13 protein-coding genes are annotated in these 13,114 nt (G+C 70.1%); 9 read left to right on the top strand and 4 right to left on the bottom strand.

The window, feature by feature from the left end:
* Positions 1 to 52: 52 nt before the first annotated feature.
* Positions 53 to 1,606, top strand: a complete 1,554-nt coding sequence (locus AB0E94_RS17585) for a GGDEF domain-containing protein (RefSeq protein ID WP_360327231.1) — start codon at positions 53 to 55, stop codon at positions 1,604 to 1,606.
* Between the two features lie 24 nt (positions 1,607 to 1,630).
* On the opposite strand, the gene AB0E94_RS17580 is transcribed toward AB0E94_RS17585, so the two are convergent.
* Positions 1,631 to 2,413: an IclR family transcriptional regulator C-terminal domain-containing protein gene (locus AB0E94_RS17580; RefSeq protein WP_360327229.1), complete on the bottom strand. Its 783-nt coding sequence runs from the start codon at positions 2,411 to 2,413 to the stop codon at positions 1,631 to 1,633.
* A gap of 100 nt (positions 2,414 to 2,513) precedes the next feature.
* Between AB0E94_RS17580 and AB0E94_RS17575 the strand changes: the two genes are divergently transcribed.
* From AB0E94_RS17575 to AB0E94_RS17560, 4 genes are read left to right on the top strand one after another with little or no spacing between them, the layout of a single operon-like run.
* A complete protein-coding gene (locus AB0E94_RS17575; RefSeq protein ID WP_360327227.1) occupies positions 2,514 to 3,473 on the top strand; it encodes an ABC transporter substrate-binding protein in 960 nt (319 codons plus the stop codon).
* Positions 3,470 to 4,273 carry an ABC transporter permease gene (locus AB0E94_RS17570; RefSeq protein WP_360327225.1) on the top strand — a complete coding sequence of 268 codons (804 nt, stop codon included), beginning with the start codon at positions 3,470 to 3,472 and terminating at the stop codon, positions 4,271 to 4,273. Before AB0E94_RS17575 ends, AB0E94_RS17570 begins: the two co-directional genes overlap by 4 nt.
* The gene (locus AB0E94_RS17565) at positions 4,270 to 5,046 is read left to right on the top strand and encodes an ABC transporter permease (RefSeq protein ID WP_360327223.1); all 777 of its coding nucleotides are present in this window, start codon (positions 4,270 to 4,272) and stop codon (positions 5,044 to 5,046) included. The genes AB0E94_RS17570 and AB0E94_RS17565 overlap by 4 nt, the downstream gene beginning before the upstream one ends.
* Positions 5,047 to 5,055: 9 nt before the next feature.
* Positions 5,056 to 5,832, top strand: a complete 777-nt coding sequence (locus tag AB0E94_RS17560; protein ID WP_360327221.1) for an ABC transporter ATP-binding protein — start codon at positions 5,056 to 5,058, stop codon at positions 5,830 to 5,832.
* A 60-nt stretch (positions 5,833 to 5,892) separates the two neighbouring features.
* Here the strand turns inward: AB0E94_RS17560 and AB0E94_RS17555 are convergent, their stop codons facing one another.
* On the bottom strand, positions 5,893 to 7,485 hold the full coding sequence (locus AB0E94_RS17555; protein ID WP_360327220.1) for an alpha/beta hydrolase: 1,593 nt from the start codon (positions 7,483 to 7,485) through the stop codon (positions 5,893 to 5,895).
* 245 nt (positions 7,486 to 7,730) lie between these two features.
* Here AB0E94_RS17555 and AB0E94_RS17550 point away from each other — a divergent pair, with 245 nt between their 5' ends.
* Both AB0E94_RS17550 and AB0E94_RS17545 read left to right on the top strand, forming a co-directional pair.
* Positions 7,731 to 9,203, top strand: coding sequence for a M28 family metallopeptidase (locus AB0E94_RS17550; RefSeq protein ID WP_360327402.1), 1,473 nt, complete (start codon positions 7,731 to 7,733; stop codon positions 9,201 to 9,203).
* Between the two features lie 141 nt (positions 9,204 to 9,344).
* Positions 9,345 to 9,827, top strand: coding sequence for a DUF2510 domain-containing protein (locus AB0E94_RS17545; protein ID WP_360327218.1), 483 nt, complete (start codon positions 9,345 to 9,347; stop codon positions 9,825 to 9,827).
* Positions 9,828 to 10,148: 321 nt separating this feature from the next.
* Here the strand turns inward: AB0E94_RS17545 and AB0E94_RS17540 are convergent, their stop codons facing one another.
* The gene (locus AB0E94_RS17540) at positions 10,149 to 10,739 is read right to left on the bottom strand and encodes a hypothetical protein (RefSeq protein WP_360327216.1); all 591 of its coding nucleotides are present in this window, start codon (positions 10,737 to 10,739) and stop codon (positions 10,149 to 10,151) included.
* An 8-nt stretch (positions 10,740 to 10,747) separates the two neighbouring features.
* Positions 10,748 to 11,620 carry an ATP-binding cassette domain-containing protein gene (locus AB0E94_RS17535; RefSeq protein WP_360327215.1) on the bottom strand — a complete coding sequence of 291 codons (873 nt, stop codon included), beginning with the start codon at positions 11,618 to 11,620 and terminating at the stop codon, positions 10,748 to 10,750.
* Positions 11,621 to 11,797: 177 nt separating this feature from the next.
* Here AB0E94_RS17535 and AB0E94_RS17530 point away from each other — a divergent pair, with 177 nt between their 5' ends.
* Together AB0E94_RS17530 and AB0E94_RS17525 are read left to right on the top strand one after the other, a co-directional pair.
* On the top strand, positions 11,798 to 12,322 hold the full coding sequence (locus tag AB0E94_RS17530) for a hypothetical protein (protein WP_360327213.1): 525 nt from the start codon (positions 11,798 to 11,800) through the stop codon (positions 12,320 to 12,322).
* 2 nt (positions 12,323 to 12,324) lie between these two features.
* Positions 12,325 to 12,960 carry a class F sortase gene (locus AB0E94_RS17525; protein ID WP_360327211.1) on the top strand — a complete coding sequence of 212 codons (636 nt, stop codon included), beginning with the start codon at positions 12,325 to 12,327 and terminating at the stop codon, positions 12,958 to 12,960.
* The last annotated feature ends 154 nt before the right edge of the window (positions 12,961 to 13,114 follow it).

Below are 13,114 nucleotides of genomic sequence, written 5' to 3'. Positions count from 1 at the left end.
GCGGCCCGGTCGCCGATCTGCTCTCTGCTAGAAGACGCGGGGAGTAGAGGTCTTGATCAAGTACAGCCGGGCGTGCCTTGCGCTCTTCGCCGCGTCGGTCGTGTGGTTCGCCGTCACCGCGGTTCGGCCGGTCGGCCCGTCGTGGCTGCTCTGGGTTTCGATTCCGCTGGCCGGCGTGCTGGCTTCGGCGGCGTTCGGTTCGGTTGCGCGCCGGCCCGGGCTGCCTGCGCCGACCCGCCGGTTCTGGCGGCATCTGACTCCGGTCCCGGGGCTGATCGCGGCGGGGCAGACGGCGCAGGCAGTGGATGTGCTGTTGCATCCGGGTGGGCGGACGTCGTACACCGGATCGTTGATGTTGATCTTCAGTGGTTTTGCTCTGCTGGCGGTGGTGCACGCGCTGGTCCGGCTGCCGGCTGGGGCGACCCGCGTGGGGTCGGCCGCGCTGGTGGCCCTGGACGCCGGCACCGTTGCGCTGGCCGTAGCGGTGTTCGCCTGGCACTTCGGGACCCGGCGGGCGCTGGAGGCCGGGTTGACGCCCCTGGTCCTGGTGTCGCTGGCGCTCACGGTGCTCACCGTGTTGATGGTGTTCGCGCTGGCCCGGGCGATCATGTCGGACTATTCAGCGATCGACGCCAAGGGGCTGCGACTGCTCGCGGCGGGTGGCGTGATCGGGGCGCTGGCGCCGATGCTCCAACCGGCCGTGGCGGCCGCCGGTGATCGGCTGTTCGTGGCGCAGGTGCAGATACCGCTGGTGTTGTGGATGGCGGCGCGGGCCGCCGAGGCGCAGTGGCTGGCGGAGCCCCGGGTGAAGTTCCGCAAGCGGCCGTACAGCCCGCTGCCCTACCTGGCGGTGGCCGCGGCCGACGGCCTGCTGCTGGTCAGCGCCTGGCAGGGGTCGGACGACATGGTGGCGGTGGCGTTCACCGCGGTGGCGCTGACCGGTGTGGTCGTCTATCGGCAGATGACGGCGCTGCGGGACAACAGCCACCTCGTCGCCCGGCTGAATCACGCGGCGACGCACGACGCGCTGACCGGGCTGGCGAACCGGGCTCTCTTCCAGAGCCGCCTCGCCGCCGCGCTGGAAGACTTCGGAGCCGCCGCGCCGGAGCACTCCGGAGAGACCTCGCTGAGCAACCCGGGAGAGACCGCGCTGGGGCACCCCGGAGGTGACGTGCAGCCGGGCGAGGGCCGGCGGGTGTATGTGGCGCTCCTGGATCTGGACGGGTTCAAGCAGATCAACGACACGCTCGGGCACGAGGCCGGGGATCTGCTGCTGACCCGGGCGGCGTCGGCGCTGACCGCCGCTGCCCGGCCGGGTGACACGGTCGCCCGGCTCGGTGGGGACGAGTTCGTCCTGGTGCTGCCGGGGACGACGGCCGCCGACGCGGTCGCGCTGATGGAGCGGGTGCTGGCCGGGCTCCAGCAGCCGGTCGCCATGGACGGGCGGCCGCTGCGCATGCGGGCCAGCATCGGCATCGCCGGCGGCCGGACGGGCGACGATGCGGCGGATCTGCTGCGCCGGGCGGACACCGCGATGTACGCCGCGAAGCGTGTCCCGGGATCCGCCTATCTCTTCCACGAGAATGACAGCGCCGCAGCGGCGTAGAACGTCACCGGGCAAAGGGGGGCGTCAGGAGGCCGAGCGGCGGGGCGCGATCTTCAGGTCGGACTCGATGGCGGCGGCCGCGGCCAGCAGCGGGGGCAGGATCCGGGCGCGGATGTCGTCGACGGTGGCCCGGGCGGCGTGGATGGAGACGTTGACGGCGCCGGTCACCGTGCCCGAGCGGTCCCGGATCGGGGCCGCGATCGCCCTCAGCCCCTCCTCGAGCTCCTGGTCGACGATCGAGTGGCCCTGCCTCCGCACCTGGGCGAGTTCGGCGCGGAGCGCGTCCGGCGTACAGATGGTCCGGTCGGTGAGGGGTTCGAGTTTGGCCCGTGCGAGGTAGGCCTCCAGCTCGGCCGCGGGCAGTCCGGCGAGGATGACCCGGCCCATCGATGTGGCGTATGCCGGGAATCGGGTGCCCACGTTGATCGCGACCCGCATGATCCTACTTGTCGGGACACGGGCGACATACACAACATCGTCACCGTCGAGCACCGACATCGACGATGATTCGCGGACCTCGGCGACGAGACGTTCGAGGTGCGGTTCGGCGACTTCGGGCAGCGAGATGCTGGAGAGGTACGAGTACCCGAGCTCGAGGACCCGCGGGGCCAGCGAGAACAGCCGCCCGTCGGTGCGCACGTACCCGAGGTCGGTGAGGGTGAGCAGGAACCGCCGGGCGGCGGCGCGGGTGAGCCCACAGACCCGGGCGACGTCACTGAGCGTGAGCTCGGAGTGCTGTGCGTCGAACGCGCGGATCACCGCCAGTCCCCGCTCCAGCGACTGAACGTAGTACGGTTCGCGCGGCATCAGATGATCGACCCGAATCGTTGACGTGACACGGGGCACATCATAGCGTTCTCCATGAGAACTCACGTTCGTCATGCGCACACATTTCGAAGGAGTAAATATGCGGCGACTTCTCGCGGGGCTCGCGGCGGCTGCGCTCGCCGGCTCCCTGGTGGCCTGTAGTTCCGATTCCGGTGGCGGCACGACGACCGAGGGGGGTGTCGACCAGGTCAAGGTCGGCGTCATCCCGATCGTCGACGTGGCCCCGATCTACCTGGGTCAGCAGAAGGGCTTCTTCAAGAACCGGAACATCGAGCTCACCCTGGAAGCCGGTCAGGGTGGCGCCGCGATCGTCCCGGGTGTGGTGAACAACCAGACCCAGTTCGGCTTCAGCAACCTGACCTCCCTGATGATCGCCCAGACCAAGGGTCTGCCCATCAAGGCGGTCGCCGCCGGTGTTTCCTCGACCGGGGAGGCCGGCAAGGACTTCGGCGCCGTGGTCGTGAAGGCGGACAGCCCGATCAAGACGGCCAAGGACCTGGCCGGCAAGAAGATCTCGGTGAACACGCTCAAGAACATCGGCGACACCGTCACCCGCGAGTCGGTCCGTAAGGCCGGCGGCGACGACAAGACGCTGAACTTCGTCGAGATGGCGTTCCCGACCATGCCCGCCGCCCTGGAGAAGGGCGAGGTCGACGCCGCCTGGGTGGTCGAGCCGCAGCTGTCCACGATCAAGGCCGCCGGTGGCCGGGAGATCGCCTCGACCTTCGTCGACGCCGCCCCGAACCTGACCGTGGCCGCGTACTTCACCTCGGAGAAGCTGATCTCCGAGAACGCCGACCTGGTCAAGCGCTTCACCGAGGCGATCAACGAGTCGCTGACGTACGCCGACGCGCACCCGGACGAGGTCCGCACGATCCTGGGCACCTACACCAAGATCGACGAGAAGCTGCGCGCGTCGCTGGTCCTGCCGAAGTGGCCGACCCAGATCAACGAGGCCTCGGTGCAGACCCTCGCCACCCTCGGCGAGAAGGACGGCATCTTCACCGGCACCCCGGACCTGGCGAAGCTGCTGCCGTGACAACGGCCCGCCCGGCCAACCCGGTCCGGTCCGGCAACCCCGCTCTGCTCGGGGTTGCCGGCCTGGCCGGGTTGCTCCTCGTCATCGAACTGGCGCCCCGGATCGGGCTGGTCGACGAGCGGTTCCTGCCGCCGGCCAGCACGATCGCGGGCGCCCTGGTCGACGAAGCGTCAGACGCCGCGTTCTGGACGGCGCTGTCCGACACCATGGTCGCGTGGGCGATCGGCCTGGCCATCGCGGTCAGCGCCGGCGTGCTGGCCGGCCTGGTGATCGGCTCGGTTCCGGTGCTGCGGGCGCTGACCGCGTCGACTGTCGAGTTCCTGCGGCCGATCCCGTCGGTCGCGCTGATCCCCCTGGCGGTGCTGATGTACGGCACCGACCTGGGCTCGACCCTGCTGCTGGTCTGCTACGCGTCGTTCTGGCAGGTCCTGGTCCAGGTCCTGTACGGGGTGGCGGACGTGGACCCGGTCGCCTTCGAGACCGCGAAGAGTTTCCGGTTCTCGGCGTGGGCCCGGATCCGGTACGTGCTGTGGCCGACCGCGCTGCCGTACGTGTTCACCGGCATCCGCCTGGCCGCCTCGGTGGCCCTGGTCCTGGCGATCACGGCCGAACTGGTGATCGGCTCCCCCGGCCTGGGCAAGGAGATCGCGGTCGCCCAGTCCTCGGACGCCGTGCCCACCATGTACGCCCTGGTGGTCGTCACCGGCCTGCTCGGCGTCCTGATCAACCTGCTGGCTCGTACCGGCGAGCGCCGCCTGCTCGCCTGGCACCAGTCCGTACGGGGAGAAGTGGCCGTATGAGCAACATCCTGAAGAGGGTCGGGCTGGCGGTCGCGTTGCCGCTGGTCCTGTTCGTGGGCTGGTACGTGTTCAGCGCCGGCAGCACCAACTTCTACGCCCCGCCGCTGTCCAAGATCCTGACCGCGTTCGGCGACACCTGGCAGGCCGAGCGGCTCGAGGCCGACGTGCTGCCGAGCCTGTTGCGCCTGTTCGCCGGATACCTGCTGGCCGCGCTGATCGGCATCGGCCTGGGCGTGGCGATCGGCCTGAACCGCCGGCTGCGCGCCACGGTGGAACCGGTTCTGGAGTTCTTCCGGGCCATCCCGCCGCCGGTGCTGGTGCCGGTGATCATGCTGTTCGCCGGGATCGGGAACGGCATGAAGGTCACCGTCATCGTGTTCGGGTGCATCTGGCCGATCCTGCTGAACACGGTGGAGGGCGTCCGCGCGGTGGACAGCGTGGTCCTCGACACCGCACGCTCGTACGGGGTGAACGGGCCGGCCCGGCTCACCCACGTGGTGCTGCCGTCGGCCAGCCCGCAGATCGCGGCCGGACTGCGCCAGGCGCTGTCCATCGCGATCATCCTGATGGTGATCAGCGAGATGTTCGCCGCGAGCAACGGTCTCGGGTTCACCATCGTGCAGTTCCAGCGCAGCTTCGCGATCCCCGAGATGTGGAGCGGGATCATCCTGCTCGGCCTGCTCGGTTTCGTGCTGTCGCTGCTTTTCCGGCTCGCCGAGCGGCGGGTTCTGCGGTGGTACGAGGGCCTGCGCGCGGCGCAGCGCGCCGGCTAGGGGGCGACGATGCTCGAAGTCAAAGGATTGCGGAAGGTCTACCGGTCCGGGAGCCGCGAGGTCGAAGCGCTTCGGGACCTGACGTTCACCGTGGACAACGGTGACCTGGTCTGCCTGGTCGGCCCGTCCGGCTGCGGCAAGACGACGCTGCTGCGGTGCATCTCCGGGTTGCTCGACCCGACGGCCGGCGACGTCCGCGTCAACGGCAAGGCGGTCGACGGTCCGCCGGAGGGCATGGCGGTGGTCTTCCAGGAGTACGGGCGCAGCCTGTTCCCCTGGATGAGCGTGCGCGACAACGTCGAGCTGCCGCTCAAGCAGAAGCGGGTCGAGAAGAAGCGCCGCCGTGAGCTGGTGGAACAGTCGCTGGACGCGGTCGGCCTGTCCGGCTCCGAGTCGGCGTACCCGTGGCAGCTCTCCGGCGGCATGCAGCAGCGGGTCGCCATCGCCCGGGCGGTCGCCTACGAGCCGCAGACGCTGCTCATGGACGAGCCGTTCGCGGCGGTCGACGCGCAGACCCGCGCCGACCTGGAGGACCTGGTCCGCCAGCTGTGGAAGCGGCTCGGTGTGACCATCCTGTTCGTCACCCACGACATCGACGAGTCGGTGTACCTGGGACAGCGGGTGGTGATGCTGTCGTCGTCACCGACCGTGGTGCAGGACGAGCTGATCATCGACCTGCCGGCCGAGCGCGATCAGCTGACGACCCGGGCCGACCCGGCGTTCATCGCGCTGCGGACCCGCGTCTACGAGCAGATCCAGGCGGCCAAGAAGAACGCCGGCCAATAAGACCGCAAAACAAAGAGCCCGGTCATCCCGTACGAGATGACCGGGCTCTTTTTAATTTTGTCAGCGGACGCCGATCGCGTCCTGGAGCTCAGCCCGCGCATTGTCGGCGGTCTTGGCCGAGAAGGCGGAGACGGCGGCCGGATTCGGCTGCGGAATCGGGTCGCACTGCTTGTCGGAACGGTTTCCGCGGACCCGGTCCGGCAGTTCGCCGGTGGCCAGGTAGGCCGCGATGGTGTCGTCGGTACAGGCGATCCCGCTCAGCGAACCGGAGTGGGTGGTGCCGCCGACGCCCTCGATGAGAACCGAGTTCGGGAAGCGCTTACGCACCTCGATGGCCCCCGAGTACGGGGTGGCGGCGTCGTTGGTCTCGGCGATCAGCAGGACCGGCGGAACCTTCTTGCCGTTGATCGCGACGGGCTTTCCGGCCTTGGCGCCCCAGTTCAGGCAGGGCGCGTTGTACCAGGCGTTGTTCCAGGTGATGAACGGGTACTTGGAATAGATCTTCCAGTTGTCCCGCTGCCATTTCGACCAGTTCTGCGGCCACTTCACATCGGTGCACTGCACGCCCAGGTAAACGGCGTAACCGTTGTCCGAACCGGCCACGCCGGGCTCGGCGTACGAGTCGAGCAGCGGCGCCGGGTCCTTGTCGTTGACCCACGCGGCGAACGCCGACGCGACGTCCTCCCAGCCGAAGACGTAGTAGCCGGCCGAGACGAAGATGTCGTTCCACTCGTCCGGGCCGATCTTGCCGGCGGCCGGGTTCTTGATCAGCGAGTAGAGCGTCGAGTAGTACTTCTGCTTCACCACCTTGGCCGTCGTGCCGAGGTGGTAGGTGGCGTCGTTCCTCGCGACCCAGCCGAAGAAGACGTCCATGTTCTTGTCGAACTGGATGTCCTGGTCGAGGTTCGCGTCGTACCAGACCCGCGCGGGGTTGACCACGCCGTCGAGGACGAACCGGCGGACCCGGTCCGGGTGCTGCGTCGCGTAGACCTGGCCCAGGTACGTGCCGTACGAGAAGCCGTAGAAGTTGATCTTCGACTGACCGAGGGCCTTGCGCAGGCTCTCCATGTCGGCGACCGAGTCGGTGGTCTTCAGGTGGTCGAGCAGGGCGCCGCCGGCCTTGTCGCACGCCTTCGCGTACCCCTTGGCCTTGGCCAGCCAGGTCTTCTCCAGCTGGCGGCTGACCGGGACGTAGAACGGCCGGTTGTAGCCGGCGTAGTTCGGGTCGCAGGCCAGCGCCGGAACGCTCGAGCCGACGCCGCGCGGGTCGAAGCCGATCCAGTCGTAGAACTCGCCGGCGCCGTTCGGCACGTACTCGCCGAGCACCGCCAGGCCGAGGCCGGAGCCGCCGGGGCCGCCCGGGTTGGTGAGCATGACGCCCTGGTAGGCGGAGTCAGCCGACTTGTGCTTGATCCGCGAGACCGCAATCTTGATCTTGGTGCCGTTCGGCTTGGCGTAGTCGAGCGGGACCACCAGGAACCCGCACTGCGCGCCACGCACCTGGAGACTGGGGCGAGTACACGTACCCCAGTCGATGGCTGGTGGCTGGTAGCCGCTGGTCTTGGCCGTCGCCGTCGCCGCGACCGGAATCGTGCCGGCGCCGACCAGCAGACCGACGGAGGCGGCGATGGTGGCCGCCAGGATTTTCCGCATCCCTTGCCTTCCGTTGTCGAGCCGCCCGCACGGCCGGTCCGGCCCGAGGCGGTTCCCGCAGCCTAGTCATCCAGACATGGGCATGCGCCCACATACAGATATGGGCATGAGTTCATGTCACGGTAGGTATCGATTGGTATGAACCTGTGAACGCTCTCCGGTGCGATGCTTCGGGCTCTGACCGTTCCCCTCAGTACACGGAGGACAACCCCGTGCGAGCACTCTCCATCGTGGGCGTTGCCGGGCTGATCGCCTCGGGCCTCGCCGTCGCCACCCCGGCACAGGCCGCCGCAGCGCCGGACATCCCGGTCGCCAACGTGAAGGCCCACCTCACCCAGCTCCAGAGCATCGCCACCGCCAACGGCGGCAACCGGGCCCACGGCCGGCCCGGATACCTGGCCTCGGTCACGTACGTGAAGAACCTGCTGGACGCGGCCGGCTTCACGACCACCCAGCAGTCGTTCACCTACAACGGGGCGACCGGCTACAACCTGATCGCCGACTGGCCGGGCGGCGACACGTCCGACACCCTGATGATCGGCGGGCACCTGGACAGCGTCACCGCCGGACCCGGCATCAACGACAACGGATCCGGCTCGGCGGGCATCCTCGAAGTCGCGCTCCAGGTCTCCCGCTCCTCCTTCCAGCCCGACCGGCACCTGCGTTTCGCCTGGTGGGGAGCGGAGGAGCTGGGGCTGCGCGGCTCGACGGCGTACGTCAACTCGCTGACCACGGCCCAGAAGGCGGCGATCACCGGGTACCTGAACTTCGACATGATCGGCTCGCCGAACCCCGGCTACTTCCTCTACGACGGGGACAACTCCGACGGCACCGGATCCGGCCCCGGCCCGGCCGGCTCGGCACAGATCGAGGCCACCCTCGCCGCGTACTTCACCTCGATCGGCGTGCCGACCCGCGGCACCGACTTCGACGGCCGCAGCGACTACGGCCCGTTCATCGCCGCCGGCATCCCGGCCGGCGGCATCTTCACCGGCGCCGAGGGCACCAAGACGTCCGCGCAGGTCAGCCTCTGGGGAGGTACGGCCACCCGCTTCGACCCGTGCTACCACGCGTCGTGCGACACCACGTCGAACATCAACGACACCGCGCTGGACCGCAACAGTGACGCCATCGCGTACTCGGTGTGGACGCTCGCCGACGGTGGCACCACCACGCCGCCCGGCACCACGGTCTGGTCCGACGGGCTGGAGACCGCGACCGGCTGGACCCAGGGCACGACCGACACCGCCACCGCCGGCCGGCTGGAACGCGGCAACCCGGAGGCGACCACCAGCTCCGGCGTCGCCACCCAGCTGAACGCGGCCGCCGAAGGCAGCTACGCCCTGGTCACCGGGGCCACCGCCGGCGCCAGCGCGGGCGCCAACGACCTGGACGGCGGCATCACCACGATCACCTCGCCGTCGATCACCCTGCCGACCGGCACGTTGACGCTCAGCCTGTCCTGGTACCTGGCCTACCTGAACAACGCGACCTCGGCCGACTACCTGCGGATCCGGGTGGTGTCCGGGACGACCACGACGACCGTGCTCAGCCAGACCGCGGCGGCGGCCAACAAGGCGGCGGCCTGGACGACCGCCACGGCGAACCTCTCGTCGTACGCGGAACAGACGATCCGCATCCAGGTGGAGGCAGCCGACGCCGGCACCGCCTCACTGGTCGAGGCAGCCGTCGACAACCTCGTGATCACGCGCGCGTAGAACGGGATCCGCCCGCCGGCCGTCGTGCCGGCGGGCTTCTCCGTGCTCCGGCGCCGGCCCGGCGGGAATCCTCAACCCCGGGTGCTCCCGGCCGATCAGGGACCTCAGTCCCTGCCCCGGCCCAGAGAAGGAGCACCGCCCATGACGCAGCCCGCCGGATGGTATGCCGATCCGAGCGGCCTGCCGGCGCAACGCTGGTGGGACGGCCGGCAGTGGACCGACCACGTCCAGCCCGGCGGCACCCCGACGCCGCCGCCGAACGGATACTTCCCACCGGTTCCACCGAGCGGCCCGGCCGCCCCGGGCGCGCACACGGTCGCGCCGGACAACCCGGAGCAGGCTCCGCTCTACGCCACCCAGCCGGCCGGATTCCAGCACGGCGGCCTGCCCACCCTCTCCGAGTCCCGGCCGGCTGCTCCCCCGCCGCACCCGGAGGTGCCGACCGCGCCGTACTCGATGCCGCCGGTCGACGCCGTCGCCGAACGCCTCGGTTTCGCCTCACCGGCACCCGCGCCGCGGCCCGCGGCCCCGGCGGGCTGGCGGCGGATGGCCGGCCCGGTGGCGCTCGCGCTGGTCGCGGCGATCGTGCTGGCCCTGGTCACCTTCATCCTGCTGGGCCACTGACCGCTCGGCGGCTGACCGCTCTCGGTCAGCCGCCGGGAGCACACCGAGAGCGTTTCGAGAGCGCCGTCGGCGATCCTGGGTCCACGCCGGGCGGGGTTCACGCCCCAAGCTGTAGCCCCGCCCGGCCCTCCAGACCACCAGCCGTCGCCCACCACGGTCAAAGCGCCCGCGAACCACCGTGAGCGACGGCCCGCGGCCTCAGCCGTCGCCCACCACGGTCAAACCACCCGCAAAACCACCGTGAGCGACGGCCCGCGGCCTCAGCCGTCGCCCAGCACGGTCACGGCACCCCCGAAACCACCGTGAGCGACGGCTGGCGGTTCAGTCGCTGGACAGGTCGCGGTGGATCGCCCACAGGGCCACCGGGATCGCGGCAGCCGTCCAGGCCAGCAGGTACAGCAGGGCCTTCGTGTTGCCGCCGGAGGCCATCGCGAACGACCCGAACGGCAACCCGATCGCCATCCGGTTGATGATCCCCTCGGCGAACAACAGCCAGGCGAAAGCGCCGCCGATCAGCCACAACGGACGCCGGACCACCGCGGTGCACAGTGTCCCGAAGACCGCCATCACCGGCGCCACCAGCACCGTCGACCGGTAGTGGGCGGCGTTGTCGTCGAGCAGCACGGCCACCCCGCTGACCGCGGCCAGCAGCGTGCCGAGCAGCGCCGCCGAGAAGCACTGGGCGATCAGGACCCGCCAGCGGTGCGGATGGTTCAGGTAGACGAGGACCATCGTCCGGTGCTGGAAGTGCTGCGCGGTCACGGTGACGGCGATGCCGAAGGCGCCCAGCCCGGCGAAGAGCGACCAGGCCTCCCGGCTGAACCAGCCGAACAGCGCGGCCATGAACGCGAACCCGATCAGCGCGAGCCACGACGACATGATGCTGACGCTGCGGTACAACTCGCTACGCACGACGGCGATCATCGGGCCTCCGACACGCTCATGAAGATGTCCTCCAGGTTCTGGGACTCGGCCACCAGCTCGTAGACCGGGACCTGCGCGGCGAACGCGATGTCACCGGCCTCCTCCGGGCTCAGACCCGAGACGAACAGGAACGGCCCCTCCGGTACGACGTTCGCGCCCTGATGTTCGAAGGCCTTGGCCAGCCGTTCCATGTCGGCGCCACGCACCCGGAGCCGGGCGGTGCCGGTCAGCTCGGCCAGCGTCCCGGACGCCAGGATCCGGCCCCGCCCGATGATCACCACGTCGTCGACGAAGTGTTCCAGCTCGGCCAGCAGATGACTGGAGATCAGCACGGTGCCCCCGCCCGCCGCGTGCGCCAGCAGCAACTCCCGGAGCCAGGCCATGCCCGGCGGGTCCAGGCCGTTCGCCGGTTCGTCGAGCACCAGCACGGACGGTTCGCCGAGCAGGGCGGTCGCCACCGCGAGGCGCTGTCTCATGCCGAGCGAGTAGTCACCGGTCCGCTTGGTGGCGGCGTCCTCGAGGCCCACGTACTCCAGCAGCCGGCCGACCCGTTCGCGCGGGAAGCCGCCGAGCAGCGCCTGGGTGCGCAGGCGGGCGTACCCGGATTGGCCCGGATGGCTCAAGCCCTGCTCGATGACCGCGCCGACGTGCCGGACCGGGTGGTCGAGCTCCCGGTAGCGGCGGCCGTTGATCAGCGCGGCGCCCCTGGTGGGCCGGGTCAGCCCGAGCAGAATCCGCAGCGTGGTGCTCTTGCCGGAGCCGTTGAGCCCGAGCAGGCCGGTGACCCGGCCGGGAGCGGCGGTGAACGTCACGTCACGAACCGCGTCGATCTTCCCGTAGGTCTTCGTCAGATCCCGGATCTCGATCATGCCGGGCATTCTCCCGGCCCCTGTCAAGGCCCCGGACGGTAACTGTTCGATCACTCCGATCGGCGGCCGGAGTCCGAAGTGACCGATCATGGATAGACGGATGCGCTTGGGGTATGTGACGGCTAGCGTGCCCAGCACGTGGTTCGGTCAGTCCCAGCCCTCCGGCGGAAGGACCGCATGTCCGGAAACGGTTCGCCGGCTCATCGTGCGCCGAGTTCGGTGCAGCGCAACCGCCTGATCGCCGTCGGCGCGGGTGTGGCGCTGCTGGTGATCCTGCTCTTCGCGCTGCTGGCCTACTGCACGCAACCGGACGATCCGGGCTCGACGACCGCGGATCCCGGGAGCAGCGTGAGCGCGCCGGCCGACGGTTCGGCGCCGCCGCCGAACGGAGGCGGCGAAGCCGCACCGGCGCCCAGCGCAGGCACGCCCGGTGAAGACACGCCCGGTGAGAGCACGCCGGGCGCGCCTGAGGAGAGCACCCCGGGCACGCCGACCGAGGAGGTCACCACCGCCGATCCCACCGGCGGGCCCGGCGGGACCGGCCCGGAGCAGACGTCCACGCCGGCGGGTGGTGTGGACGCCGGCGGTGGCAGCCAGACCGACGGCCGCCGGCTCGCTCTTCTGGTGACGGGTGGATTCCTCCTGGTCGCGGCGGCCGTCGTTGGCACGTACGCCATCCGTCGCCCTCTGCACCACCGCTGACCGTGACCCTGCCGCACATCCGTGACCGCCGGGCGGCGGCGTTCGCTGTCGTCCTGGCGCTGCTCGGCGCCGTGACCGTCTCGCTCGGGCTGCGCACCGACGACGCCCTGCCGCCGCTTCCGGTCTCCTCGCCGGCTCCGCCGGCGTCGGTGAAGGCGGCGCCGGCACCGGTGAAGGCCCTGAAACGGGCGCTTCCGGTGCGTCTGCGGATTCCGGCGATCGGTGTGGACACCAGCATCATGCAGCTGGGGCTGCAACGGGACGGGTCTCTGGAGGTGCCGCCGCTGCGCGGCGACGCGCCGGCCGGCTGGTACCGCGATTCGCCGACGCCGGGCGAGACCGGCGCGTCGGTGCTGGCCGGGCATGTGGACACGGCGCGGGACGGCCCGGCGGTCTTCTTCCGGTTGCGGGAGCTCAAGACCGGAGATCCGATCACGGTACGGCGTGCCGACGGCACCGTGGCGACGTTCCGGGTGTCACGGGTCGCGCTGTATGCCAAGCGGGACTTCCCGACGGCCGAGGTGTACGCGCCGATCGACCGCCCGGGGCTCCGGCTGATCACGTGCGGCGGCGCCTTCGACCGCAGCGAGGGTAGCTACCGGAGCAACGTGGTGGTGTTCGCCGATGCCTCGCGTTAGGGGTCCGAAACCGCTTCCGGGACCGGTTCCACCCCTCTTTTCGGTCAGCTTGGTTCCGGAACTCGCCAGGTTCATACCGATCTTCGCGGTATGCCGGTTCAGCCTGCTTGACATGGAGCTTCGACGATTGGTTCTGTGACGGGCATCATTGCGA

It is taken from the genome of Actinoplanes sp. NPDC026670 (assembly GCF_040638175.1).
GTDB lineage: Bacteria > Actinomycetota > Actinomycetes > Mycobacteriales > Micromonosporaceae > Actinoplanes.
This window is presented reverse-complemented; position numbering and strand designations above follow the sequence as displayed.

Coding starts and splice junctions, on each gene's coding strand:
- AB0E94_RS17580 (WP_360327229.1), bottom strand. CDS start 2,413: ATGCCGCGCGAACCGTACTACGTTCAGTCGCTGGAGCGGGGACTGGCG.
- AB0E94_RS17575 (WP_360327227.1), top strand. CDS start 2,514: ATGCGGCGACTTCTCGCGGGGCTCGCGGCGGCTGCGCTCGCCGGCTCC.
- AB0E94_RS17565 (WP_360327223.1), top strand. CDS start 4,270: ATGAGCAACATCCTGAAGAGGGTCGGGCTGGCGGTCGCGTTGCCGCTG.
- AB0E94_RS17560 (WP_360327221.1), top strand. CDS start 5,056: ATGCTCGAAGTCAAAGGATTGCGGAAGGTCTACCGGTCCGGGAGCCGC.
- AB0E94_RS17555 (WP_360327220.1), bottom strand. CDS start 7,485: ATGCGGAAAATCCTGGCGGCCACCATCGCCGCCTCCGTCGGTCTGCTG.
- AB0E94_RS17545 (WP_360327218.1), top strand. CDS start 9,345: ATGACGCAGCCCGCCGGATGGTATGCCGATCCGAGCGGCCTGCCGGCG.
- AB0E94_RS17535 (WP_360327215.1), bottom strand. CDS start 11,620: ATGATCGAGATCCGGGATCTGACGAAGACCTACGGGAAGATCGACGCG.
- AB0E94_RS17530 (WP_360327213.1), top strand. CDS start 11,798: ATGTCCGGAAACGGTTCGCCGGCTCATCGTGCGCCGAGTTCGGTGCAG.